Source organism: Agrobacterium sp. DSM 25558, from assembly GCF_900100825.1.
GTDB lineage: Bacteria > Pseudomonadota > Alphaproteobacteria > Rhizobiales > Rhizobiaceae > Agrobacterium.
On record NZ_FMUD01000018.1, the window covers coordinates 24,829 to 50,266 of the forward strand.

The window sequence follows — 25,438 nt, forward strand, 5'->3', positions numbered from 1 at the left end:
GGAGCAAAGATGTGTGACAATCAAATGAAATACAAGAAAAAAATTTGGCTGATATCCGAAATATAAAAGCAATATCAATGATATACTGGCGATATGTCGGGGCGGCGGGATATAGCAGAGCTATATCGAAGAAATATCCGCAGGTCTTCAAAGGCTTGGCCAAGATACTTGACAAATTTCATCAAAATATCACCGATATAGCAAGCATAACGGGAATAAAGCTGATACGTCTTTCTTTCCAGATTGCGTCGCGGGGGAACGCTTCGGTTCTTGCGGGGAGACGACGCGCGTTCGGAGGGTAGTCGAAATGCAAAGTGAGCAGCCACTGTTCCCTAGTCATGAAGACCTGAGTGACGATCACGATAAAGCGGGACAGGTGTACGCGCGGATCAGGTCAGTGCTGACATCCTATCGGGTCCAGCCATCAACATTTTTGAATATCCGAACGATCGCAAAGGCGCTTAATGTCAGTCCGACGCCTGTGAGAGAAGCTCTCATCCGCTTGGCCAATGAAGAGCTCGTCCTGCAAGCATCTGCCGGCCGTGGATATTTTTCCCGAGTTCCAAGTGTCGACCGCCTCGCGGCTGAGTACGAGGCAGCCTATTCGATTATATGCTATGCGATAAGAAAGAATGCGCCTGACTTCTCCTTGACAGGATTGCGGCCTCCAGAAGAATTTCAAGTCGATGCTCTGCGCGGCGGCATAGTCACAAACGGAGTGTCTAGCTTCGTCCTCTTCCTGGAGCACCTCTATCAGCGTTTGGTGGCTATCTCCGGAAATTCGATATTAGAAGCGCACATACAGCATTTCATCGATCGCACGAGCTTCATCCGTGAATTCGATCTTCTTAAACCTCATCGTCAAAACCAGATCATGGAAAATATGGCGCAGTTTATCGAGCTGCTTGAATGTGGGCGGAGCGAAGACGCGATCGCCAACCTTGAACAGCAGCTTAAGGAAAAAACTCGGTTGCTTCCCGAATTGGTACATGGTGTGCTGCACCGGTCAGTCCTTGAGCGCAGCACCATTGAGGCATTGCTCTGCGAAAGTCCTTTGAAAAGATGATCGAATTGTCCGCGCATCCAAAACCGAACCCCGACATTGCGAAGCCAATGGTCCGTGAGGACCTTGAGGTCGCAACGGCTATTATGACCTATGCCATCAGAAAGAATTTGGCTGGGTTCCACTTTTCGGGTATTCGGATCCCGGCCATTATTCAGGCGTGGGTGCCCGGCAATGACCTGCCGGACGTCGAGAGCTTCGCAACGGAGGTTGCGATTTTTCAGGAACATCTTCACGAGCGGATCGTCGCGCTAGCCCATAATCAGCGAATGGTGCGCGAGATATGGAGCCTGAATGCAAAAACGCGCCGGTTCCGCGAGTGTGAATTACGCAAGCCGGAGGCAGCGAGAGACGTCCTCGATAAGATGGCCGCTTTGGTGAATGCCTTGTTCAACCGAAACGAGGAGCTCTGTTCCACCATTTTGTTTCAATGCACCGAAAGGCATTTTGGGTTGCTCGTAGAAATAGCTTCAGCCGAAACACCGACTAAAGGGCCGCGAACGAGATCCCATGTGGTCCCGCGCCATGGCGCACATATCAAGCGGCGCTGAGGCGACAGCCAGCCAGCGCTTGTTCCCCGGAGATGTATCCCGAGAGGTTTGATTTTGAAGTTTCCAGGTGCGGTTTACGTTCCTGTTATCCTGTCACAATTCCAACATGTGATCACTGATATGCCGGCCGAATGTCGCCGTCCCGTGAGATAAGTGAAGTGGCTAAGTTTCTATCAAATTGGTTGAGCAGATCTGTGAAGGCGGTATGCTCGCCAGTAACTCGGATTGTTACAGCTTTGTCGGTCACGCAATTGATCGGATGGGGCACCACCTTCTGGCTTCCGGCGGTCTCCGGACCAGCCATGGCTAGGGAACTGGATATACCGCTCTCCATGGCGATGGCGGGTCCGACGGTGATGCTCGTTGTTATGGCGTTTATGTCATGGCCCTTGAGCGTCATCCTCGAACGCTATGGCGCTCGCCCGGCCATGGCTGTTGGATCGGTTTTCGGATCAACCGGTCTTTTGGCAATGGGTCTCGCCCAAGGCCCGTTCTCCTACTTCCTGTCTTGGACTATTCTCGGCCTGGCAGGTTCAGGAATGTTGACGACTCCCGCACAGATCGCCGTGGCCGAGGCCGCTGACAAGATTACTGCCCGCAAGGCACTTGGAGTTCTGATCCTGGCAGGCGGGCTGACCTCGAGTATCATGTGGCCTTTGACAGGGCTTCTCCAGGTCGGGTGGGGCTGGCGGATAACGTCGCTCGTTTACGCCGCTCTCATGATCGTTATCTGCGCGCCACTGCACTGGCTTGTGCTTCCGAGTGCCCGTGGCAGAAATTCCGCAACGAAAAGCAGCAACGCGCCCGCTCACATCGATCGGCGGAGTTTCGCCTTGCTTGCAATCACCTTTGCTGCGAATGGGTTTTTCACCTGGGGTTTCGCGCTCACGATCATAATTTTGTTTGAAGCCGGAGGCCTTGATCATGCCAGCGCAGTGATGGCCGCGGCGTTCATCGGTATCGCTCAATGGGCGGGGCGACTGGTCGATTTTCTCGGCGGGCGGCGGTGGTCTGGCTTCGTGCCGGGGCTAACCGCAGCTGCGTTATTTCCGCTGAGTTTTATGATTCTGCTGGTTACCAGCAGTTTCAACGGAGCTATTGTTTTTGCCGTCCTCTATGGCTTGGCTAGCGGCATCACGGCCGTCACGCGCGCCACGCTTCCATTGCAGATTTTCCCCACCGATGCCTATGCGCGCGCATCGGCCCGACTTTCCGCGCCCTTAAATCTTTCTTTCGCGGTGGCGCCGCCGGTCTTCGCTGCCATCATGACCTCCTGTGGGCCTCACGCTGCGCTGTGGCTGGCTTTTGGGTTCTCTATCTTTGCCTTCTGCACCTTTCTCGGCCTTTCGGTGCGGCATCGCGGGATGGGTGAACTTACGCGATAGAACCGGTCCTTTGGCAGGTCAGCCACTGACGCTTCATGCCGGACAAGTTTTCACAGGGTGTTCGACTATCGATGCGACTGGCGGCGGCGGCATCGCCTACCCGTCTGTTTTCCTGATGAAACGCTTGCGGCGGTTACTCGGCGGCGTCCCTTAGATGTTCTTCGTCGTTTGTAATATTCGAGCCGGCAACAGCCCGGACGAGGTCAACGATTTTCCGCCGAAGCCGGGGGTCAGCTATCCGGGCAAAAGCCTGATTGAGCGAGACGTTTTCACGCGTGACAGGCACCTCCGCTGGCACGCTGCTGGTGTGATGGTGTAGCTGCCCGCTGTTCTGGGTTTCGATGCTGTCGAAAAAGCTTCGTACGTCCACATGCAACGCGCAAGCAATTTCCGTGAGCATGCTGGCCGAAACGCGGTTCGTGCCTTTTTCATATTTCTGGACCTGTTGGAAGGTTACGCCGATCTGCTCGCCAAGGCCGGACTGAGAGATGCCGTTGAGCAAGCGCCTCTTACGGATTGCCTGACCGATGGCGACATCAACCGCATGCGGGTCATTCTTCATCTCGTGTCCCCGAAACAATTGAATTCCAATTAGCGCATCAGGTTGAGTTCCGGCGTCCTGGGCGCAGGTTTGTCGGCTCCGATTCGCCTGGTAGAGGCTCTTTGAACAGATCCCTAATGGGGACGCCGAGAGCCTCCGCAATTTTTCCGAGTGAATCAAGGCCCGGGTTAATTCGTCTGCGTTCTATCTGCGAGATCGCAACCCGTTCGAGATGAGCTTCGAGAGAAAGCCGCTCTTGTGACACTCCTTTCGCGACACGCAGTTTCTTCACATTCCAGGCCAGCAGTTCACGCGGAGACATCATGGTTCCACATGAGCATTCGGTAGTCAATTAAATAACTGGCAATTCTATACAGATAGATTGCTGTGCTGCCCGCCTAAAGCGGGAGTTTATGCCGCCTGCGTGCGGCAGGCCGCAAGGGAAGCTTCGCCGCCGGCCGGCGATACAGCCGAGACCTCATATTTTTTGACTTGCCGCCGTCGCCCTTGCCCCCTTTGCTCTTCGCGGCCGGTGGAAGGGTGGCTCATGTTGGAGCGAAAACAGAAAGGTGGACCGGCCACGAGGAGCGGGAAAATCATGAAGAAATTGCAAGTTGAAGAACTGAGAGAAAAGGTTGGCTGTGGTGCGGTCCTGGAGCAGGCGGGATTTTCTATTGACGTCAAGGAAAGCACGCGCCGCGCAGTTAAGCATCGCCGTGGCCCGGAGATCATCATTGTCAATCACGAGGGCAAAGGTTGGTTCGATCCGCTCAGCGATGCCAAAGGGGACGTCTTCACCCTCGTGGAACATCTCGATGGCACCAGTTTCCTGGAGAGCCTGGAACGGGTCGCGCAACTCGTTGGTTATGATCTGGCGGAACCGAAATGGAAGCCGCTTTCAAAGGGCCACGGTTCTTTCGGCTCTACGTCTGAACGATGGGCAAGTCGCCGCAAACCATGGTCGGGCTCGGCGACGTGGCGCTATCTTTCTTCAGAACGGTGCCTGCCAACGTCTGTACTCGAGGCGGCCATTGCCGCAAGCTGCCTGCACGAAGGCCCCTACGGCAGCATGTGGGCGGCTCACACGGATGATGCGGGCCAGGTGACAGGTTGGGAAGAACGCGGTCTGGAATGGCGCGGTTTTGCGACCGGCGGAACGAAGATCCTGTTTCGGTTCGGTCCCCCTGATCCAGCCCGCATCTGCGTCAACGAGGCCGCGATCGACGCCATGAGCCTTGCCGCAATCGAGGGTATCCGCGACGGCACGATGTATCTCAGCACCGGCGGGGGTTGGTCACCCGCAACGGAAGCCGCGATCCGAGTCCTGGTGTCCCGGCCGGGCGTGAGGCTCGTTGCCGCGACCGACGCCAATTCTCAGGGAGAATCGTTTGCGGACCGTCTGCGTACGCTCGCGACAGAGGTCGGTTGCGACTGGATGCGTCTGCGTCCCAGCGAAGACGACTGGAACGAGGTCCTGAAAACGCGTCGGGAGGAAAAAGAGAGAGTATGGAAAGAGGGAGGCCTGCCGCATGCCCGCCGGTCGCGTCAAGGGTGAAGCTTCGCCCGGCTGTGCCGGCCCTTGACCCGTCCGGACGGAGAGGCGGCCTGAGGGGAGGGGTCAGGAAGGGCTGAAGAGAGGATGGCGACCACGAGGATCCGCCGCGCTCCAGCCCGGACGAGGCTGAAGGAGCCCGATGATGACCCTTTCCACCATCCGCAAAGTCTTTGAAGGTGTCGCCGATCGCCGGCAGATGTTTCGCATGTTCGACCGCCACGCGCAGCGCCCTAACCGATGGACGGGCGACGACAGCGTGCTCTACCGAGGCGAATGGTTCGAGATCGACGAGCCATCCCATGATTACATGTTCGAAGTCCTGCCTCCGCTGTGGATGCGCGGTGATATGTTCGCCATACGCGAGTTTCTGACCGGCTCGATCACCAGCATCTTTTTCACGCTGTCGATCGACGGGCACATCCGCCATTTCCACGGCTATTGCGATCTGGGTGACAAGGGCTCGCCCGAGCGCATGCGCAACGCGATCATCGAGCGCGAATCCCGACCGGTTCGGGCGATGACCCGCGACGAGCGTCTCGAGCATATCTGGTCGACCACTGCGGACGACTATCGCGGTTATGCCGGCGATCGCTGGCCTTCTGTTGATCGTGGCAAGCGCACGGTGCTGCTCTATTGCGGCAAGGAGGGCGCATACCTGAAGAGGCTCGATCAGCTCACGGATGCCGAGATTTCCGCGAAACTGCCAGTGCATCTGCGCTATCTGCCCGATGCGATCGCAGCGTGACGGTGGCGTGACATGTTCACCTTTTCCGTAACGGATGTCCGCATCGTCATGATGCGCGGACGGATCGACGCCTACCGCAAGGAGGGCTTCCGCAATCCCCACTATGGGCTTTATCCCGGTCGTGATGAACAGTCGGGTGTCTGGCTCGTCGGCGACGAGGGCGTGTACATCATGTCCAACGGCAAGCTCGCCGAGGGGCAGCGTCCCTACGTCGCCTACGCCAAGGAGTGCGACCCGAAAACCAATCCCGACTGGTGGCACTACAAGCGCCAGCATTTCGGGGGCGATGACGGGATAGAGTTTCTCGAGGGTGCCATGCTCGTGAAGCTGATCGCGGCAAGTCCCGGCTGCACCGATCTGCAAATCATCATGGGCGAAACGTCTATGGCCATCACGCCGTTCTGCCGCTGATACCGGCCCACGGTCCACCTTCCATCAAATGTTGCGACCATCGCGCTTACGGGCCTCCCGGCGCGACGATGGCGCTCGCTTTTTTCCAAGGAGAACAGTCCATGTCCCACGATCCCTTCACCCTCGACATGTCCGGCAGCAGCGCGTTGTCATCGGGACTTGGTCTTGGTGTTACGGCCTTTGGCAGTTTTGCGCCGGAGCCGGCCAACGACGACGATCCTGATCCCACCCCGCCAGCACCTGCCTCGGTGCTCCCCCGAAAACCGGTTGCGCGCAGACAGGGCGGCCGCACGAACTTCTATCTCGGCCATGGCGAGGATCGTGGCCTTGCCGCCAGCTGGAAGGAGCGGGCGCGAATGAATGTTGCTACCATACTGACCGCCAACGAAATCGAAAGGCACAATATCCCCGTCACGCGCGAGCATCAGAAGAAGCTGATCCGCTTCACGGGGTTTGGCGCGTCGGAGTTGGCAAACAGCATGTTCCGGCGTCCGGGTGAAGTGGATTTTCGGAAGGGCTGGGACGATCTTGGCAGCTCATTGGAAACTGCCGTGTCCGAATCCGACTACGCCTCGCTGGCCCGCTGCACGCAATACGCCCACTTCACACCGGAGTTTATCATCCGGGCGATCTGGTCGGGCCTGCAGCGGCTCGGCTGGCGTGGAGGGCGCGTCCTGGAACCGGGCATCGGCACGGGTCTGTTCCCGGCACTTATGCCGGCAATCTATCGCGACAACAGCTTTGTCACCGGCGTCGAGATTGATCCCGTCACGGCCCGCATCGTCCGGTTGCTTCAGCCGAAGGCGCGCATCGTCAACGCCGACTTTGCGCGCACGGACCTGTCACCGATCTACGATCTGGCCATCGGCAATCCGCCGTTCTCCGATCGCACCGTCCGTTCCGACCGAGCCTACCGCAAGTTTGGCCTTCGCCTGCATGACTATTTCATTGCCCGGTCCATCGACCTGCTGAAGCCCGGCGCTCTCGCCGCCTTTGTGACCAGCTCCGGCACCATGGACAAGGCGGACGCCACGGCGCGCGAGCATATCGCGAAATCGGCAGATCTGATCGCCGCCATTCGGTTGCCGGAAGGCAGTTTTCGCCGTGATGCCGGCACGGACGTCGTGGTCGACCTCCTGTTCTTCCGCAAGCGCAAGGCCGGCGAACCGGAGGGGGACCAGACCTGGCTCGATGTTGATGAGGTTCGTGCCGCAACGGAAGACAAAGGCGCAATCCGCGTCAACCGCTGGTTTGCCCGTCATCGTGACTTCGTGCTCGGCGACCATGCCCTCACATCCGGCCCCTTCGGCGAAACATACACATGCCATCCCCGTCCCGACGTCGATCTTGAACCCGCGCTGAACGCTGCTATCACCCTTCTTCCGGAAGATCTTTACGACGGGGAACCGATACCAGTTGATATCGATCTGGAAGACGACCTCGGCGACATCGTTGATCTGCGCCCGGAGGGCTCGAAGGTCCGCGAGGGCAGTTTCTTCATCGACAATGCCAGAGGCCTTATGCAGCTTGTCGATGGCACTGCTACCGCCGTTCCCATTCGTAAGGGCCGCAGCGGCGAAGGAATCCCGGAAAAACACGTCCGCATCATCACCAAGCTGATCCCCGTCCGCGACGCGGTGCGCGCGATCCTGAAGGCGCAGGAGCAGGACCGCCCGTGGAACGATCTTCAGGTCCGGCTTCGCATCGCTTGGTCAAGCTTCGTGCGAGATTTCGGCCCGGTCAATCACACCGCTGTTTCGGTCAGTGAGGATCCTGAAACGGGCGAAGTGCGGGAAACGCACCGCCAGCCAAACCTTCAGCCATTTCGGGATGACCCCGACTGCTGGCTGGTCGCCTCGATCGAAGACTACGATCTGGAGACCGACACGGCGCGTCCCGGTCCGATCTTTACCGATCGGGTGATCTCGCCGCCCGCCGCACCGGTGATCACATCAGCGGCCGACGCGCTCGCTGTCGTGCTCAATGAGCGCGGGCATGTCGATATCGACCATATTGCCGAACTGCTGCATCGCGATCCGTCCGCCGTCATCGACGAGCTGGGCGATGGCATCTTTTGTGATCCTACCGACGGCTCCTGGCAGACGTCGGATGCCTATCTGTCCGGTGCGGTTCGTAGCAAGCTGGTCGCAGCGCAGGCAGCGGCAGACCTTGATCCAGGCTTCAAGCGCAACGTCATTGCGTTGGAGGCAGTTCAGCCAGCCGACCTTCGGCCATCGGATATCACCGCCCGTCTCGGTGCCCCATGGATCCCGGCTTCGGATGTCGTTGGCTTCGTGCATGTAACGATGGGAACCGAGATCCGCATCCATCACATGCCGGAGTTGGGCTCCTGGACTGTCGAGGCGCGCCAGCTTGGCTACAGCGCCGTCGGCACCTCGGAATGGGGAACGAGCCGTCGACACGCCGGCGAGCTTCTGGCCGACGCGCTCAATAGCCGGGTCCCGCAGATCTTCGATGTGTTCAAGGATGCCGATGGGGAGCGCCGGGTGCTGAACGTCGTCGATACCGAAGCCGCCCGTGACAAGCTGCAGAAGATCAAACAGGCATTCGAGACCTGGGTATGGGCCGATCCGGATCGAACAGACCGATTGGCGCGGGTCTATAATGACCGGTTCAACAATATCGCGCCGCGCATATTCGACGGCTCCCACCTGAAACTCCCTGGCGCCTCGGGCGCCTTTGCTTTGTATGGGCATCAGAAGCGCGGGATCTGGCGGATCATTTCGTCGGGCTCGACCTATCTTGCCCATGCGGTTGGCGCCGGCAAGACCATGACGATGGCCGCAGCCATCATGGAGCAACGCCGGCTGGGCCTGATCGCCAAGGCCATGCTTGTCGTTCCCGGCCATTGCCTGGCACAGGCGGCGCGCGAGTTTCTAGCGCTTTATCCGAACGCCAATATCCTGGTGGCTGACGAGACCAACTTCACAAAGGACAAGCGCGCACGCTTCCTCAGCCGCGCTGCGACGTCGACCTGGGATGCGATCATCATCACGCACTCCGCTTTTCGATTTATCGCCGTGCCATCCGCGTTCGAGCAACAGATGATCCATGATGAGCTGGAGCTCTTTGAGGACCTGTTGACGCGGGTCGAAAGCGATGACCGCGTATCGAGGAAACGTCTCGAGCGTCTGAAGGAAGGTTTGCAGGAGCGCCTAGAGGCACTTGCAACCCGCAAGGATGATCTCCTGACGATCTCGGAAATCGGCGTCGACCAGATCATCGTCGACGAGGCGCAGGAATTCCGCAAGCTGTCCTTCGCCACCAACATGGCGACACTGAAGGGCATCGACCCGAACGGGTCGCAGCGCGCCTGGGATCTTTACGTCAAATCCCGCTTCATCGAGACGAAAAACCCTGGCCGTGCCCTTGTTCTGGCTTCGGGTACGCCGATCACCAATACGCTCGGCGAGATGTTCTCGATACAGCGCCTGCTGGGACACGAAGCGCTTGCAGAGCGCGGTCTACACGAATTCGACGCCTGGGCGAGCACGTTCGGGGACACAACAACTGCGCTCGAAATCCAGCCGTCCGGCAAATACAAGCCTGTCAGCCGCTTTGCCAGCTTCGTCAACGTCCCCGAGCTAATTGCGATGTTCCGCAGCTTTGCGGATGTCGTGTTACCGGACGATCTCCGCCAATATGTGAAGGTGCCGGCGATCTCGACGGGCCGGCGGCAAATCCTGACCGCAAAGCCAACGCAGTCGTTCAGGAACTACCAAGCCATTCTCGATGCCCGCATCAAAGCTATCGAGCGGCGCGAGGGACCTGCCAAACCCGGCGACGATATCCTGCTCTCGGTCATCACCGATGGTCGGCATGCAGCGATTGACCTGCGTCTCGTCGACCCCGACAATGACAACGAGCCCGACAACAAGCTCAATCTGCTCGTTGAGAACGCTCACCGTATCTGGGCGGAGACCGCAGAGCGAGAGTATGTCCGGCCCGACGGCAAGCCTTTCGAGTTGCCCGGCGCGGCACAGATGATCTTTTCCGATCTCGGCACCATCAATGTCGAAAAGAGCCGGGGGTTTTCGGCCTATCGCTGGATCCGGGATGAATTGGTCCGCATGGGCGTGCTGGCGAGCGAAATTGCTTTCATGCAGGATTACAAGAAGACCGAGGCCAAGCAGCGGCTGTTCGGCGATGTTCGGGCTGGCAAGGTCCGCTTCCTGATCGGTTCGTCCGAGACCATGGGCACTGGCGTCAATGCCCAGCTTCGCTTGAAGGCGCTCCATCATCTCGACGTACCATGGCTTCCGTCCCAGATCGAACAGCGTGAAGGCCGCATTGTCCGTCAGGGCAACCAGCACGACGAGGTCGACATCTTCGCCTATGCCACGCAAGGCTCGCTCGACGCCTCGATGTGGCAGAACAACGAGCGAAAGGCCCGGTTTATCGCTGCGGCATTGTCGGGCGACACGTCGATCCGCCGACTGGAAGATATGGGTGAAGGTCAGGCCAATCAGTTCGCCATGGCCAAGGCGATCGCGTCCGGCGATGAGCGGTTGATGCAAAAGGCCGGACTGGAGGCCGATATCGCTCGTCTCGAGCGGCTGCGCGCTGCGCACGAAGATGACCAATATGCTGTGCGGCGCCAGATCCGTGACGCCGAGCGCGACATCGAGGTCTCGGCCCGGCGCATCGACGAGATCGGTCATGATATCGAGCGACTGGTTCCGACGTCGGGCGATGCCTTCGCAATGACCGTGACCGGTAAGGCCTACGATGATCGCAAGGCGGCTGGCCGGGCGCTGATGAAGGAAATCCTCACGCTGTTGCAGCTGCGGACCGAGGGAGAAGCCGTTCTTGGAACGATTGGCGGGTTCGACCTCATTTATGATGGCGAGAGGTTTGGCAAAGGTGACGGCTACCGTTTCCAGACCGCACTCCAGCGCACCGGCGCCGACTACGAAGTCGACCTTGAGGTCACGGTCACGCCGCTTGGCGCCATCTCGCGTCTCGAACACGCCCTGGGTGATTTCGAGGGAGAGCAGCAGCGTTATCGCCATCGTCTGGACGACGCCCACCGGCGGCTTGCATCCTATCGCTCGCGCGAGGGCGGCACGTTCGCGTTCGCTGAGGAACTGGCGGACAAACGTCGCCAGGTACGCGAGGTTGAAGAAGCGCTCGCCAGTTCCGCGCGCGCCAGCTCCGACGCGGAAGATATCGCCGCGTGAACCCGCCTTGCGCTCGCTTCCACGATCGCTTTGATCGAAGTCAGGGCGGATCTTCCAAAACCCGACAGATGCGTTACAAAAGCTCCATGATCAGATCCGAACTCATCGATATTCTCGCCGCACGCAATCCGCACCTCTATCACCAGGACGCGGGGCGGATCGTCGATACTATCCTTGACGACATAGCAAACGCCATGGAACGCGGAGAACGGGTTGAACTCAGAGGTTTCGGGACCTTTGTCGTGCGACACCGGCCGTCACGGTCAGGACGAAACCCCAAGAACGGCACAGCGGTCTTCATCGAGGAGAAATGGGTGCCGTTCTTTCGCGCTGGCAAGGAAATCAAGGAGCGCATCAATGATGACGGGAAGCCTGATGCCGCGGCAAACGCATAGCCGCACTGCACAATAAATGACTTTTCATATGCTCAGAATGTCGCCATACTGCCTTCAGTCGATGCATTTGGCGGGTTTCCTCCCAGTTCCCGCCGTATCAGCTGTTCCCCTCTGGAGGTTTTGACCTCCACACTTCATGGGCCACGGTTTTCCGTCGGCCCATTTTTTTATTCTTCGTTCGCCTCGTCCGACCATTTCGAGAGGTTTGTACTCATGGGCTTTTGCGCAGACCCCTCCACTCGGCAGCTTGAAGAGCGATTATATCACTGCAATCGCAGCGGTGTTTGATGTTGTCCCGGGATCCAAAAGAAGGCGCTCCCCTTAGGGGTCGAGCGCCTTTTTTGCGTCGGAGGCGACCGCAAACGTGGTCCTGCACCTTGACCGAGACCGATTTGCAGACGAGACCTCAATCACAACACTCCGTGGAAAAACATGCCTTTTTTTCTTGTGACGCAGTCATCGCTGGTAGAAGCTCAGGACGAGCGAGAGGCCGCTCAAACTGGGGTCGACCGTCTCCGCTCCGGAGCACAGGTCACCGTTTCGGTAAAGTCCGATGAAACAACGATCACACCCATCGTTGTCCCCGCAATGGTCGAAGAGCCCCTGTCGGTCCCGCCCTCCGAAACCGCCATGCCGTCGCCTGCTGCTGTTGCTATCCCGGAAGCTGTCTTTGTCGCACCGGAAAACAGAGCTCTCATCTTGAAGCGTATGATGGCTGACGCGCTGGCCCTCCTAGGGCGCCGAACCTAGTCCCCCTCCAGGTAGCGCTACCGCCAAGATCTATCGTCTTCGGGCGTGGGCTCGAACTGAGAAGAGGGGGTTGAAAAGAAAAGCAGGAAGGATGAACCGGTCGCAGACCGGTCCTCCCACCGACGCTGTCGCTCAACCGCCGCCTGCGCGATCCCGGCCGCTTGTCCTGCGCAGGGCTTTTAGCCCCGCTCGTCCCGCACAGCAGGGATGCTCGGCCGCAGTTGCGGCGGTCCGGCCGCTCGGCGGTCCGGGAGGTGTCTTCGAGAAAAGATGAAGACAGGAAGGGCTGGCAAGGCGCCGGTCCGGAACTCTCCCGAAAGGAAAGACATCATGCAGATCATGAAGGTTGACCCGCGCGCGCTGAAGGAAAATCCCAACCGTATGCGCCAATCGATGTCGTCGCCGCAGGCCGACGCCCTGATGCTGGCCACGATCAAGGCCGTCGGCATCGTCCAGCCGCCCGTAGTCGCACCGGAACCCGATGGCGGAAATGGCTATATCATCGATGCCGGTCATCGCCGCGTGCGCCTTGCCATCGCCGCCGGACTGGAAGAAATCGAAATCCTTGTTGTGGACGCCGCCAACGACAACGGTGCCATGCGCTCGATGGTCGAAAACTCGGTTCGCGAGGCGCTCAACCCCGTTGATCAGTGGCGTGGCATCGAGCGTCTGGTCGCGCTCGGTTGGACCGAGGAGGCGATTGCTGTCGCTCTCGCTCTTCCCGTCCGTCAGATCCGCAAACTTCGGCTTCTGGCCAATGTGCTGCCAGCCATGCTCGAGCAGATGGCGAAAGGCGACATGCCGTCCGAGCAACAGCTTCGCACGATCGCCGCGGCCTCACTGGAAGATCAGAAAGAAGTCTGGAAGGCACAGAAGCCGAAGAAGGGCGACACGGCATCCTGGTGGGCGATTGCCAACGGTCTCAGCAAGACCCGCATGTATGCCAAGGACGCGAGCTTTGGAGATGATCTCTCGCAGGCCTATGGCATTGCCTGGATCGAGGACCTGTTCGCACCGGCTGACGAAGACAGCCGCTACACCACGGATGTCGAGGCCTTTCTCGGTGCTCAGCAAGAATGGATGACGAGCAATCTGCCCAAGAAGGGCGCGATCGTCGAACTCAACAGCTGGGGCCAGCCGCAATTACCGGCAAAGGCCGACCGGGTCTATGGCAAGCCGGGCAAGGGCGATCTGACGGCGATGTATCTCGACCGGGACGGCAAGGTACAGTCGGTTCATTTCCGGATGCCGGAGGTCAAGAAGGCAAAGGGCAGTGATGGTGCGGGCTCGCCCGATGGTGGTCACGATGATGACGCCGTGGAGGTCGTGTCAAAGCCACGTCCGGACGTTACCCAGAAAGGCCAGGACATGATCGGGGATTTCCGCACCGACGCTTTGCACGAAGCGCTTGGCCGGGCGCCGATCGAGGACGATATGCTGATGGCGCTCCTGGTAATCGCGTTTGCCGGTCTCAACGTTCGCGTCGACACAGGAGCCGGTGGCAATGTCTACGGTACGGCTCGGTTCAAGCGCCACGTGGTTCCGCTGCTCGACGAGAATGGCAAGGTCGATATCGACATGGACAGACTGCGTATCGCTGCCCGTTCCGTGCTGATCGATGTGCTGTCGTGCAGGCGCAATGCCTCCAACAGTGGCGTGGCAGCACGGATCGCGGGTGACGCGATCGGAGCTGACGCGTTCCTGCCCAACATGGGCACGGAAGACTTCCTGTCATGCCTATCGCGCCACGCGCTGGAAGCCTCGGCCAAGGAAACCGCCGTTCTTCCTCGTCAGAAGGTCAAGGAAACCCGCGCAGCGCTTGTCGATCACTTCAAGGAGGAAAGGTTCGTTCACGGGTCAGCTTTGTTTGCCCCGGCGACCGAAGAGCTTGCAGAATTGCTCAAAGCGGGTGCGACACCTTACGATGACAATGACGACGCCTCTATCGGCACGGACGATGATGGCGCCGATAATGACGGCTCGGAAGCCGCTCCAGCCGACGACGAAATCGAGCCGGTTCCATCCGATCCGGCTACCGGCGAGGATGCGGATGATGTCGTGGAAGACGAACATTCCACCGACGACCATTACGGCATCGCCGCCGAATAGCGGTTTTGTCTCACATCCAGATTCCTATGACCGCCGCCAGCTTCTGGCGGCGGTTTTGTTTTCAGCACCCTCAAAAATCAGGGAGAATTTGCATGTCTGCTCATATCGCACTGGGTGCTCCGATCGGCTCGATCATTGGCTGGTCGGACGGCAGGCCACGTCCGCCTGAACGCCACCGCAAAAAGCTGTCAGCCTGGCGGACCAACAACAGCAGTGGTCGCCTGATCCGTAATCAGGACGAGCGTACCGTCGGCAACCATACCATGCCGCCGTGCTTCACCCTTCACGAGGCCGACTATGGCGCGGGCGGCGTTATCGCTATCCGGGTCCACCGGACGTTCTCATTGGATACCAGCCTGACATTCGCGATCATCGGGCCTCCGGCGATGGGCAGTTTCCGTGTGTTCGACCGTGCGGGCGACCACGCGGAGCTTGTACATCTCGCCGCGTCCCGACCGGCGGCAGAGGATTGGTTGTCGCGGCACGGCTATCCCAACGCCGTTGTGGAAGAGGTCACGGCCGACGAGGTCGCCGCCAACATGGTGGAAGGGAGGGCCGTGGCATGAACACCATTCCCGCCAAAACCGACGTCGACAACACCCCCGGATCTTTAGGGGTTTCCTTTGGACGATCCATCGAAGGTGATCCTGTCGCCCGCGTCGGCGACACCGCCTTTGCCATGTTGCCTGGTCGAGGCCAGCGGCATTATCTGGCGACCGGCTGGAAGATTGCCGGGCCGCTTTCCAAATGGCGGCGAGCGGATTTCCACGGGCATTCCGGTGACCTTGCCGATGAGGCGGCGTTTCGCGCCCGCGTCTTCGAACATGCCGAGCATCAGCGCGAGAGCCGGGTATTGGGCCGACACGAGATTTCCCCCCGTGCGCACACGCCATGGGGATTGTCGCAGCACACGACAGTCTATGCCGATGGTGTCGAGCGCCACTCCACGGCCAGCCATGGTGGCTTCAAGCTCTCATCCATGCGGAACTGCAAGGTTCACCCGTCACTGCGAGTTGAAGACGGATTTTACGAAGAAGACTGCGCTTGGGCAGCCGTGGCAATTACGTTTCCGGATCTGTTTACCGGGCTTGAGCGGCGTTGCGCAGAGATGACGATCAGGGACTGGCGGCCCGACGCCTGGGAGGCGATCCTCGGACGTGTTCTAGCGCCTGGCCAGTCCCACGCAAAGGATCGTCATGCGTTCGAAACGCAACATGCCGAAGACTGGATTGTCATCTCCGCTCTCCGGTCGAACCATCATCCTGGCAATACGGAAGTTATCACAACCCGGGGAGGCCAGCGAGATGCCCACCTCGAGGAGCGCCGCTTTCTGGTCCCAGCCTGTGAATACGAGGTGGGCCGTTTCGGCTTCGTCATCGATGAGACGCGGCATGCAGCCTATGATGGCCCGTCAAGCTTCGTCACCTGGTCGGGGAGGTGCGCGACATGATGCACTCCATTGACGCCCGGGTGGAATTGCGGCGGCTGGAAGAGGCATGTCGTCAGACACGCCACCAGATCGGTCTCATCGAGCGTCAGATCATCCGCAAGATGACAGCGCTGGTTCCGTCACTTGGGCAACGCAGACCCGGACACCACCGAGGCAAGCGCCTGGAGCCCGAAGCCTTCCTCTGCCGATACCGCTCCAGTCTTGCTGCCATCACAGCCGAGCGCCAGCCGGAAATCGATGCGCTCTCCAGCAGGCTCGCACGGCAGGAAGCGGCAATCGCATCGTTTCATGCTCGTATCTCTCTCATGCATGATTGCGCTGGCGCAGGGCAGGGAACTAACGACGATCGCGATCCAAGCCGGAGCGGCGGGCGAACGGTGCAGCGGGACTTGATGCATTGATGGACACCTGGTGAGGCTTTGCATGGTATCCTTTCGCAGCCTTATGCCCGGGCCCGATCCCCGGCCGGCCTGTCCTTCGGGTTTGTGACGGTCTGAACCAGCGCCCGTTCGGTTCAAGGCCGCTATCGCGCCGCGGGGCGGCCGGGCATGCCGCTCTCGACAAAGCAGGCACGCGGGCTTCGCAAGGGCAGATGCCCTGCTTTCCCGCGCACCGGCTTCGCTCGGTCTGGCCTGCCCGGACCCTGAACCGCCCGGCTTGCGCCGGTTCCTTTCGACCGCACCGAAGGACAGACCGGCCGAGGGCCGGAACCGCTTCGGGAACGAGAAAAGGAAATCATCATGGCAAAGCCCGCAACCCAGTCCCGTCAAACCTCCCGCCCATCTGCCCGTGTTGTCCCGCTGCGCAAGGGTGCCACGATCGAGATGGTCCGGCTCACATGCCCTAATGAAACGCAGGCGCTGAAGATTGCCGAGAGTTTCGGAACGGCCATCCTCGACAGCGATGGTGTCCGCGACCTGCACGAGCGACTGCTCGTCGAGACCGCCACGGCTCTTTCCGATGGGCTTGGCGAGCGGGCGATGCAGATCCATCTCCAGCGGATCGTCGGTGCCTATGTCGGATCCGCTCATGGCGCAGGCCAGTTCTACAGCCGGGCTGTCACCGAAGCACGTGACGCCACCGCGAAGGGTGCAGGCGATCATCGCGACGAGGATCTCGACGGTCCGGTCGGGTACGACAGCGCCGCCCAGCGCAAACGCGAGTTTGCAGCTGATATGGGCATTCAGGCACATGCGCTGCGGATGGCCGCCGAGGGTGCTGTATCAGCCTACGAGCAGATGGTTGGTGAAACTTGGAAGCCCTTCGACCGCCCCGTCGAAAATCCCGGCCAGACCGTTGACCGCAAGGCGGCCGCCACCCAGATGTCGGCCTTCGAGTGAGGCCGTATGGCGGGACTTCGGTCCCGCCTTTTCCCTGCGCGGTCGGAAGCCAATCGCGTCAATACGGGAGTGGATATGACCCTCATCAGGCGAGCTCCTGCGCCAGTCCAATCAAAAGACCCTCCGGCCCAGGTCTTCAAGCTGTCCCTCGGTCTGACAACGAGGCGCGGAGCCACATTGCCCGGCTGAGCCGATTGATCTGGAGATCAACAGCAAGAGAGGACGGAGGTAACCTGTCATGCCGCTCCATGCGGCCCGTTCCGGTTGATCGGTCTTGCGCCGGTCCGTCACCGCGCAACAGCTTTGCTGTCCTCCTCTTCGTTGCGGCCCTGGTCGCCGGCGCAACCGGCGAACTGCGGGTGCACGCCTCCTTTGCCCGCCGCTTTGAGACCGCCGTAACGGGCCGCATGGAGCGGCCCTGAATCGGAGGTTTTGAAAGATGACAAGCAAGAATGAAAAGGAACGCGTCGATCTTTACACGAGGATCACGGACAGGATCGTGGCGGATCTCGAACAGGGTGTCCGCCCGTGGATGAAACCATGGTCGGTTGCCAATACGACGGGCAGGATCAGCCGGCCCCTTCGTCACAATGGCGAGCCCTATAGCGGCCTCAACGTGCTCCTTTTGTGGTCTGAGGGCACGGCGCACGGCTATTCCTCGCCGATGTGGATGACGTTCAAGCAGGCGCTCGAGCTGGGTGCCGCAGTCCGCAAGGGCGAAACCGGCACCACCGTCATCTATGCCAGCCGCTTCACCAAGACAGAAGCCAATGGAAACGGGGGCGAGGTCGAGCGCGATATCCCGTTCCTGAAAGCGTACACCGTCTTCAATGTCGAGCAGATCGACGGGCTGCCGGACCGATACCGTGGTGTCGGCGAACCGGTATCACAACCTGTCCAGCGCATCGCTCAGGCCGATCGGTTCTTCCACAATACCGGCGCGATCATCCGCCATGGCGGCAATCAAGCTTTCTATTCTCCCGGTAGCGACGTCATCCAGATGCCGCCGTTCGAGAGTTTCAGGGATGCAGAGGCGTATGTCGGGACGCTGAGCCATGAAACTATCCACTGGACAGCGCATCCAGACCGGGTTGGTCGCGATCTCAGCCGCTATGCTCGCGACAAGAGCGAGCGTGCCCGGGAGGAATTGATCGCCGAGCTTGGGAGCTGCTTTCTTTGCGCCGATCTCGGTATCGTCCCGGAACTGGAGCCGAGACCCGATCACGCTTCCTATTTGCAATCATGGCTCTCCGTGCTCGCCAACGACAAACGGGCGATCTTCCAGGCCGCAGCCCACGCGCAACGCGCAGCGGCCTACCTGCATGGCCTTCAGCCTCAGGTTTTTGAAGAAAAGGAGGCGGCCTGATGAACGCGCATCACCCTCACAAGCCTGGGCTGACTTTGTGGAAGTCAACCAAACGATCCGAACGATGTAGACCTATCGACGGCGGCTGATCACTGCCAACTCGACCTTTGGCCGAACGAGTGGGAGGGCATGTGTGGACTTTGATCCGCCCGGATAACTGAACGGCGGCATGACGCATTGTGTGATCAGGCGGATGTGCTGCAGCGAGGTGACGAGGGTGCAATATCCGCAGTCACCGCCCGAGAGCAGACCCATGCCCGCTCTTTGTCGATGGGCTCCGTCGAGCCCCGGCCTTCTACGATCAACCCGTAAAGGGTCGGACTACGCAAGCGTGCCGCCGCAGGCAGTGCCTGCGGTGATCGCGGCCGGAGGCCCGACTTCAGGGGGAGCCATCGAGCGGGAATGGTCCCGCTCCCGGATGGAGCCAACCTGCCATGTCACACGATCTCAGCCTCGCACAAAACCACGCCTTCAATCTCTCACGCACCCTGATGGTCCCGGTCGTCCTGTTCAGATCCGGCGACGAGTTCGGCGTCCTGCCCGCAGACGAAATCGACGGCGATGAGGTTGAGGTGATGTATGAGTACGACCCCTACTAGGGGTCGGTCGGCTTGAGCTGGCACGGCATAACGTCAACGCTAAAAGCCCGCCGCAGAAATCAATTTCAACAAATACAGAAATGCTGTATATGCTGTAATTGCGTTCGTCCCGAGTAATATCGGCATCGATACGATGCATCAGGAGGTCAGCATGTCCCACCCGCGAGGTTCTTACACGACAAGTGATCTGTCGCGAAAATCAGGCGATATTATTGCAGAGGCGCTTCGTCATCCTGTGACGATCACGCAGCGCAACAAGCCGCGCCTGGTCCTGCTTAACATCGAGGATTACGATCGACTGATGCGCCAGTCCGATTCCCGATCGACCGGCACGATTGAAACCATGCCGGACGGCTTGCTCGGTGAGTTCGAGGCAGCGGTTGATCTGTATGCCGAAAGCGACGAGGCTGGCCGGTGAGCGGCTATGACGACATTCAGACCGCAGCGATCGTTCGCTATCCGTATCTCTGGGCGCGGGAAGACGGCAAAGGTGAAACCGAAGGCCGGAAAAATCGACCGGTCGCGGTCGGTGTCAGAATTCTCCGGCCCGATGGCGATCTGGTGTTGTTCTTTCCGATCACCACCAAGCAGCCGGAGCAGGCACGCTTTGCCGCCGAAATTCCCTCGATCGAAAAGCGGCGAGCGGGGCTGGATGCCGATCTCCGGCTTTGGATCATTTTCGACGAGTTCAACAGCGATGTGATCGGCCGCTCGTTTTATCTCGAGCCTGAGCCGCCGATCGGCCGGTTCAGCAAGGCGTTTTTCCTGCCCCTGCTTCGCGAGTTCATCGCGCGCCGGAAGTCCCTGACAGAAATCAGTCGCTTTCGATAACACCTTCAGAGACCGACCCCGTTTGGCTACGGGGACGGCGGCGATTGGCACTGCCGTTGACGTACGCGTCGAGTCCGGAAGAACCCACATCGTCACTGATCGAACGGGGAGGTTGCGACGCTCCATGGCGGCGGTCGATCGCTTTGACCGTGACGGAGGCAGCCAGTGCTACGGGCGCAAGCCACAACGCGGTCGACGACTATCTGCGCGTTTTGACCGAGAAGGCAGCCTCGTTCAATATGGAGCTGGTCGCGACTTCTGTTATGGCTAGGTTGAACGACTAAGGGACTGGTGGCTCGCTGTTAAGCCTATAGACGGCGAGTGCGGTCACCACCGCGCATTCCTTTCACGTCTGTTGCCGGCTCATCTGCGGGCTTCGATGTGGCATGTCTGACCGGGGAGCGGCTTCGCCTCGGATCGTCTTACCGCAACGGCCGTCCGAAACTTTCTTCCCCTGGCGGCTGCGCCACCATTCCTCGCGCAAGCCAAGAAAGCTTCTCCCGGCCGCCTTCCACTTCGTTTCAGCCCCTTTGGGGTGCGGTCCGATCGTCCCCGGTCTTTGCGACTGCCATCGAGGCCGCGAAGGGCGCGGCCCGAAACAGCGAAAGGAAAATCACAATGGCTACCATCGGCACCTTCACCACCACCGAGAACGGCTTCACCGGCTCGATCCGCACTCTGGCTCTCAACGTCAAGGCCCGCATCGCTCGCGTTGACAATCCCTCCGACAAAGGTCCGCACTTCCGCATCTACGCGGGCAATGTCGAACTGGGCGCCGCCTGGCAGAAGCGCTCCAGCGAAAGCGACCGCGACTACCTCTCGGTCAAGCTGGACGACCCGAGCTTCCCGGCTCCGATCTACGCAACACTCTCCGAAGTCGAAGGCGAAGACGGCTACCAGCTGATCTGGTCCCGCCCCAGCCGTGACTGAGGATTACCACCGGCCCCGCCAACCTGGCGGCGCCTCTTCCTCGTCTGAACGCGGAGCGGGGATTCACCGTCGTTCAATGGTTTCGACAAGGTCTAGAAAGACCGCAGACGTACCACGGCTCTCGATTCAACTGACCGTCTATGCTACTGTTGTTCCAACAAAACGAGGATCGTCATGGCACATGCAATCCGTCATTCCGACACCACTCCCGAGCAGGCTATTCGTGCATTGGCGCGTCAGCATGGCATTGTCGCCGAGCGTACCGCGACTGACGCCATGGCCGATACCATCACGCATCTGTCGGGCGATGAAGTGATCTATGATGAGATAGAGGACCTTGTGGTGACGATGCGCCGCAAGGGCATTATCACGTCTGAGCAGGCGACAGCCCTGTACGGCGATTATCTCGAGTCCGCATGACATTCGATCCCTTCGGTGATTACGCGACGCGAGGTTATCTAAGGAATGTCCGGGGTGCCGATGAGGTTGCGGTAAAGCGGCTGGAACATGCCGCTTTCCGCGGCGAACTTGATTTCGCGCTCGAATATCTCAAGTCCAGAACCGAACTGGCTTACGAAGACGTTTTGCAAACCCATGCCAAGCTTTTTTCCGGTTTGTATCCCTGGGCTGGCCAGGATCGGACGGTCACTGCTCCTGACAGTGCCATCGGGAAGAATGGCAATTTCGATCTTTTCTCGCATCCAGGGGATTCGCGCAGGGCTGTAGAGACAGCCCTGGATATGGCCGCCGACACGAACACAATGCGGTCCAGGCCCGGCGAGATCATGGGCTATCTTGCCTATGCACACCCTTTTCTTGACGGAAACGGACGCACGATCATGACCGTGCATGCCGAGCTTTGTCGTCGCGCAGGGATCTACATCGATTGGTCGCAGACCAACAAGACCGACTATCTCAACGCATTGACGAAAGAACTGGACGCTCCCGGCAAAGGTCACCTCGATGTTTACCTGAAGCCATTCCTCCGGATCGAAACTCTCGTAACGTCTCAGGCCGCAAACATGCTTCGCAATTTGCCAGGGCTTGGTCCTTCGCAGGTTGCACAACAGAGGCCGGTCATCGTGCCGAAGCGCGCGATCGACCCGATCGTGACAAAAGCCGACGTCGAGAATGCATTGGCGACAAACGCTGCCTTCGCCGACAGTAATAGCAAGCTAGAAAAGATGGCCTTCAGTGTCTACAAGGAGCCGGCGCCAGTCATCAAGGCAATTCAAGAGGTGGCGCTGTCAGGTGCCATCGGCGATCGGTCGGTGCTGAAACGCATCGAGCTGCACCCGGAGTTCTACGGATCATACAAGGGTGCAAGCGGCATCTTCTCCAGCCAGCAGGAGAGAAAGGATCATCGCAATGCGATCACGGCTCGATTCGGTCTGAAAGGCGCAGCGGAGCAGCTGATCTCAATTGCTCACGGCGTGCGCCAGGCCATCTCTGACGAAAAGCGGCAGCTGGTAGAGCGGAGTAAGGTGGAGATCCGCTTGCCGGACCCCGTGCTAATGGATGCCATTGAAAAAAAACGTCCCCTCTCTGACACGCAGGCGGCCGAAATAGACAAGGCCATTCGGTCGTTCGAGCATCGTTTTGGCGAGGATCTCGGCAAACTACGGACTGAACGTAACCTCGAGCCTTTAGCCAGCAAGCATGGGCTCGACACACAGCAGATCACCGCGGCGCGCGAGGTCCTGAAAGCGCTCGACAAGGGGCAATCCCTGGCACGCGAGCAGGCACAGGCTATCAAGCAGTCTCAGGGCCAGGTAAGGGGCGGCCCCACGCGATAGGCAGTACCGGCCCCCCAAGACAAAGGGTCACCAGTCCGTTGCGTAGATGATGCCAATCACCCGACTTTGCCGGCAGTCTGCCATTGTCATGTCCTTACACTCATACATCCGGCTCTTTTGCGGGCTCGATGGGGCATGTCTGACCGAAGAGCGGCTTCGCCTCGATCGTTGTCCCGCAACGGCTGTCCGTGACTTTCTTCCCCTGCGAACTGCGTTCGCATTCCTCGCGGTACCAAGAAAGCCCCTGCCGGCCGCCTTCCTCTTCGTTTCAGCCCCTTTGGGGTGCGGTCCGATCGTCCCCGGTCTTTGCGACTGCCATCGAGGCTGCGAAGAGCGCGGCCCTGAACCAGCGAAAGGATATGACAATGGCTACCATCGGCACCTTCACCTCATCTGAGACCGGCTTCACCGGCTCGATCCGCACTCTCGCCCTCAACGTCAAGGCCCGCATCGCCCGGGTCGAGACCCCCTCTGAAAAGGGCCCTCACTTCCGCATCTACGCCGGTAATGTTGAGCTAGGCGCCGCTTGGCAAAAGCGCTCCGCCGAGAGCGACCGCGACTACCTCTCGGTCAAGCTCGATGACCCAAGCTTCCCGGCTCCGATCTACGCGACGCTGTCCGAAGTCGAAGGTGAGGACGGCTACCAGCTGATCTGGTCCCGCCCCAACCGCGACTGACGGTCCCACCGGCCCCGCCAACCTGGCGGGGCCTCTTCCTCGTCTGAACACTAAGCTGAAGGGCGGGCATCGAGCCCGCCTTCAGCTTTTCCGGTGCCATACGGAGAGGGAATGGTCTGATCAGATCGACCTATGGTGCCGGGCCGCCATGACAGCGTCAAGGACGAGCGGTTCCCCCAATTTTGCCGCCAGCGACAAAATCGGCTCCCCCACTCGCCGCCGCTGGCGGTCGCTGACGCGATCCCTGACCCCGCCATGCCGTCCCGCCGCCGGTCATCGTCTTTCACAAACTTAAGGAGATGAGACGATGATGATCGAACAACACATCGAGGAACTGCGCGCCGAGCTGAGAAACGCCTGGGACGTCATCGAGCGCCGCGAAATCGAAGGCGAGCTTGAAATGGCTCTGGCCGAACTCGCTGTCATCGAGGCCGAACAGGATGGCATCATTGACGCCGAGCCGCCCTTCTGAGGGCGGTACCACTCCTTTGCCGACAGACGTCGGCGCCTCATGACGGTGAAGCGAAGATCCGCTGCATTCTCCATGTCGGCCTGCTTCATCTGCATCGGGGACGATGCATCCCGTTCGTCATGCCGCAACCTTGTGGCACCAGAATTTTCCCCGGCGCTTTGCGCCTCCTTGCCCGACAAAATTCTGGTGCCGGCAGGTCCTCCGCTTCACTGCGGCCTTGGCAGGTGCAGCACTCCTTATCCGGTCTGCCACTGGTCCCCGCGATGACCGCAATCGACAAGGAGAAACACCATGCAACAACTCGCTCAGTTCCTGAACCGCACCGGCCGACGTCTCTGCACCCTTGGTAAGGTGATTGTTCACTTCTTCCGCAAGGGAAAGCTCGGCCTGAAGCTCGCAATCAAGATCCCGTTCTTCGTCGAGATTGAGGCGTCCTTCGAAACCGACTGGGATCGGCGACAATGACAAAGCCTTGGGGGGCCGCATCGCGCGGCTCTTTTTTTCCTGCTCCTCGAATTGATCGTCAGCTTCTGGCTGTCAGGGCGGCCTGCCTCGGCCGGTAACCGCGTGCGCGTTTCTGCTTCGTGAGATCAAGAAACAGCCGAACGGCCTCTTCTTCCCGTTCGAACAGATGTGTCTTCGCCTGGCCCCTTGCTCCGATGCGGCCCCATGTTCTCGTCAGGCACGCCTCGCCAAACAATGTCTCGGAAATCTCCATGACATAATAGCGGGCCATGTTTCTGGCCGGGTCGGTCCGTTCGACGTAGATCTGGTAGGGTTGAGCAAGCATAGCCGAGAATCTGCGATTTCGGGGACGTGGTCCAATGACAGATTTGAATCGGTTACCGACTTTCGATTCACGTTTTTGATATGCGGATGACGTTGGCAGGTCCGTTGAACCAAGAGATTGGAGGGCGGGCCGCTCTTCGATCAGACGGCTCTATTCGCTTCGCTCACCGAACCCGCTGCACGGTTTCGTCCATGCGGTAACGATCCTCCCGCGGCAAGGCGGAAGGCGAAAGCTTACGGTGAGCCCCCGCCGTGCCGGACTGGCTGACGGTCGAGCGCGCCAGCATAGACGCCCTCTTTACACCCAATCTGCCTTTCTTCCTGAATTGATGCGCTCCGGTCTTATCCGGCGATCGCTGCCCGTCGTCTTTTCCCCAAGCCATTTCCTTTTCCGGGTGAATTTGGTTTTCCAGCCCGCAGGGCCGGAGCGGACTTCCTGATAGGAAGTCCGCGAAGCGAGCGAAGGCATGAACGCGCTCCCC

28 protein-coding genes are annotated in these 25,438 nt (G+C 59.7%); 24 read left to right on the top strand and 4 right to left on the bottom strand.

Features of this window, described 5'->3' with window-relative positions; translation table 11 throughout:
* The first annotated feature begins 307 nt into the window (after nt 1–307).
* From DSM25558_RS16000 to DSM25558_RS16010, 3 genes are all read left to right on the top strand, one after another.
* Complete coding sequence (locus DSM25558_RS16000; RefSeq protein WP_077105701.1) at nt 308–1,066, top strand: GntR family transcriptional regulator; 759 nt, start codon at nt 308–310, stop codon at nt 1,064–1,066.
* Nucleotides 1,063–1,614 carry an FCD domain-containing protein gene (locus DSM25558_RS16005; RefSeq protein ID WP_077105702.1) on the top strand — a complete coding sequence of 184 codons (552 nt, stop codon included), beginning with the start codon at nt 1,063–1,065 and terminating at the stop codon, nt 1,612–1,614. Before DSM25558_RS16000 ends, DSM25558_RS16005 begins: the two co-directional genes overlap by 4 nt.
* A gap of 158 nt (nt 1,615–1,772) precedes the next feature.
* Nucleotides 1,773–2,999, top strand: coding sequence for an MFS transporter (locus DSM25558_RS16010; RefSeq protein ID WP_244554226.1), 1,227 nt, complete (start codon nt 1,773–1,775; stop codon nt 2,997–2,999).
* A 133-nt stretch (nt 3,000–3,132) separates the two neighbouring features.
* Here the strand turns inward: DSM25558_RS16010 and DSM25558_RS16015 are convergent, their stop codons facing one another.
* Complete coding sequence (locus DSM25558_RS16015; RefSeq protein ID WP_077105704.1) at nt 3,133–3,561, bottom strand: helix-turn-helix domain-containing protein; 429 nt, start codon at nt 3,559–3,561, stop codon at nt 3,133–3,135.
* Between the two features lie 37 nt (nt 3,562–3,598).
* Nucleotides 3,599–3,865: a helix-turn-helix domain-containing protein gene (locus DSM25558_RS16020; protein WP_083716506.1), complete on the bottom strand. Its 267-nt coding sequence runs from the start codon at nt 3,863–3,865 to the stop codon at nt 3,599–3,601.
* Nucleotides 3,866–4,138: 273 nt separating this feature from the next.
* Between DSM25558_RS16020 and DSM25558_RS16030 the strand changes: the two genes are divergently transcribed.
* From DSM25558_RS16030 to DSM25558_RS29040, 21 genes are all read left to right on the top strand, one after another.
* Entirely contained in the window at nt 4,139–5,095 is a 957-nt protein-coding gene (locus DSM25558_RS16030; RefSeq protein WP_077105707.1) for a DUF3991 and toprim domain-containing protein, read from the top strand.
* Nucleotides 5,096–5,237: 142 nt separating this feature from the next.
* Nucleotides 5,238–5,840 (top strand): DUF1419 domain-containing protein, encoded by a 603-nt coding sequence (locus tag DSM25558_RS16035; RefSeq protein WP_077105774.1) that lies wholly within the window; start codon nt 5,238–5,240, stop codon nt 5,838–5,840.
* A gap of 12 nt (nt 5,841–5,852) precedes the next feature.
* Nucleotides 5,853–6,251, top strand: a complete 399-nt coding sequence (locus DSM25558_RS16040; protein ID WP_077105708.1) for a DUF3085 domain-containing protein — start codon at nt 5,853–5,855, stop codon at nt 6,249–6,251.
* Between the two features lie 101 nt (nt 6,252–6,352).
* On the top strand, nt 6,353–11,452 hold the full coding sequence (locus tag DSM25558_RS16045; protein WP_077105709.1) for a DEAD/DEAH box helicase family protein: 5,100 nt from the start codon (nt 6,353–6,355) through the stop codon (nt 11,450–11,452).
* Between the two features lie 86 nt (nt 11,453–11,538).
* On the top strand, nt 11,539–11,847 hold the full coding sequence (locus DSM25558_RS16050; protein ID WP_077105775.1) for an integration host factor subunit beta: 309 nt from the start codon (nt 11,539–11,541) through the stop codon (nt 11,845–11,847).
* 432 nt (nt 11,848–12,279) lie between these two features.
* Entirely contained in the window at nt 12,280–12,597 is a 318-nt protein-coding gene (locus tag DSM25558_RS16055) for a hypothetical protein (RefSeq protein WP_077105710.1), read from the top strand.
* Between the two features lie 330 nt (nt 12,598–12,927).
* A complete protein-coding gene (locus DSM25558_RS16060) occupies nt 12,928–14,706 on the top strand; it encodes a ParB/RepB/Spo0J family partition protein (RefSeq protein ID WP_077105711.1) in 1,779 nt (592 codons plus the stop codon).
* 92 nt (nt 14,707–14,798) lie between these two features.
* Nucleotides 14,799–15,272, top strand: a complete 474-nt coding sequence (locus DSM25558_RS16065) for a hypothetical protein (protein WP_077105712.1) — start codon at nt 14,799–14,801, stop codon at nt 15,270–15,272.
* Nucleotides 15,269–16,156 (top strand): DUF7007 domain-containing protein, encoded by an 888-nt coding sequence (locus tag DSM25558_RS16070; RefSeq protein ID WP_077105713.1) that lies wholly within the window; start codon nt 15,269–15,271, stop codon nt 16,154–16,156. The genes DSM25558_RS16065 and DSM25558_RS16070 overlap by 4 nt, the downstream gene beginning before the upstream one ends.
* On the top strand, nt 16,153–16,557 hold the full coding sequence (locus DSM25558_RS16075; protein WP_077105714.1) for a hypothetical protein: 405 nt from the start codon (nt 16,153–16,155) through the stop codon (nt 16,555–16,557). The genes DSM25558_RS16070 and DSM25558_RS16075 overlap by 4 nt, the downstream gene beginning before the upstream one ends.
* A gap of 339 nt (nt 16,558–16,896) precedes the next feature.
* Nucleotides 16,897–17,496, top strand: coding sequence for a hypothetical protein (locus DSM25558_RS16080; protein WP_077105715.1), 600 nt, complete (start codon nt 16,897–16,899; stop codon nt 17,494–17,496).
* A 439-nt stretch (nt 17,497–17,935) separates the two neighbouring features.
* Entirely contained in the window at nt 17,936–18,862 is a 927-nt protein-coding gene (locus DSM25558_RS16085) for an ArdC family protein (protein WP_077105716.1), read from the top strand.
* A 434-nt stretch (nt 18,863–19,296) separates the two neighbouring features.
* Entirely contained in the window at nt 19,297–19,461 is a 165-nt protein-coding gene (locus tag DSM25558_RS29030) for a hypothetical protein (protein ID WP_200800767.1), read from the top strand.
* 151 nt (nt 19,462–19,612) lie between these two features.
* Entirely contained in the window at nt 19,613–19,879 is a 267-nt protein-coding gene (locus DSM25558_RS16090) for a type II toxin-antitoxin system prevent-host-death family antitoxin (RefSeq protein WP_077105717.1), read from the top strand.
* Nucleotides 19,876–20,292 carry a hypothetical protein gene (locus DSM25558_RS16095; protein ID WP_077105718.1) on the top strand — a complete coding sequence of 139 codons (417 nt, stop codon included), beginning with the start codon at nt 19,876–19,878 and terminating at the stop codon, nt 20,290–20,292. Before DSM25558_RS16090 ends, DSM25558_RS16095 begins: the two co-directional genes overlap by 4 nt.
* A gap of 618 nt (nt 20,293–20,910) precedes the next feature.
* Complete coding sequence (locus DSM25558_RS16100; protein WP_077105719.1) at nt 20,911–21,222, top strand: DUF736 domain-containing protein; 312 nt, start codon at nt 20,911–20,913, stop codon at nt 21,220–21,222.
* A 174-nt stretch (nt 21,223–21,396) separates the two neighbouring features.
* The gene (locus DSM25558_RS16105; RefSeq protein ID WP_077105720.1) at nt 21,397–21,642 is read left to right on the top strand and encodes a hypothetical protein; all 246 of its coding nucleotides are present in this window, start codon (nt 21,397–21,399) and stop codon (nt 21,640–21,642) included.
* A complete protein-coding gene (locus DSM25558_RS16110; RefSeq protein WP_083716508.1) occupies nt 21,639–23,018 on the top strand; it encodes a Fic family protein in 1,380 nt (459 codons plus the stop codon). Before DSM25558_RS16105 ends, DSM25558_RS16110 begins: the two co-directional genes overlap by 4 nt.
* A gap of 365 nt (nt 23,019–23,383) precedes the next feature.
* On the top strand, nt 23,384–23,695 hold the full coding sequence (locus DSM25558_RS16115) for a DUF736 domain-containing protein (RefSeq protein WP_077105721.1): 312 nt from the start codon (nt 23,384–23,386) through the stop codon (nt 23,693–23,695).
* Nucleotides 23,696–24,002: 307 nt separating this feature from the next.
* Nucleotides 24,003–24,167: a hypothetical protein gene (locus tag DSM25558_RS29035; RefSeq protein ID WP_200800768.1), complete on the top strand. Its 165-nt coding sequence runs from the start codon at nt 24,003–24,005 to the stop codon at nt 24,165–24,167.
* A gap of 291 nt (nt 24,168–24,458) precedes the next feature.
* Nucleotides 24,459–24,632 carry a hypothetical protein gene (locus DSM25558_RS29040; protein ID WP_200800769.1) on the top strand — a complete coding sequence of 58 codons (174 nt, stop codon included), beginning with the start codon at nt 24,459–24,461 and terminating at the stop codon, nt 24,630–24,632.
* Between the two features lie 58 nt (nt 24,633–24,690).
* On the opposite strand, the gene DSM25558_RS16125 is transcribed toward DSM25558_RS29040, so the two are convergent.
* Both DSM25558_RS16125 and DSM25558_RS29670 read right to left on the bottom strand, forming a co-directional pair.
* On the bottom strand, nt 24,691–24,957 hold the full coding sequence (locus tag DSM25558_RS16125) for a WGR domain-containing protein (protein WP_077105723.1): 267 nt from the start codon (nt 24,955–24,957) through the stop codon (nt 24,691–24,693).
* A 163-nt stretch (nt 24,958–25,120) separates the two neighbouring features.
* Complete coding sequence (locus DSM25558_RS29670) at nt 25,121–25,243, bottom strand: hypothetical protein (protein WP_256387074.1); 123 nt, start codon at nt 25,241–25,243, stop codon at nt 25,121–25,123.
* Nucleotides 25,244–25,438 lie beyond the last annotated feature (195 nt).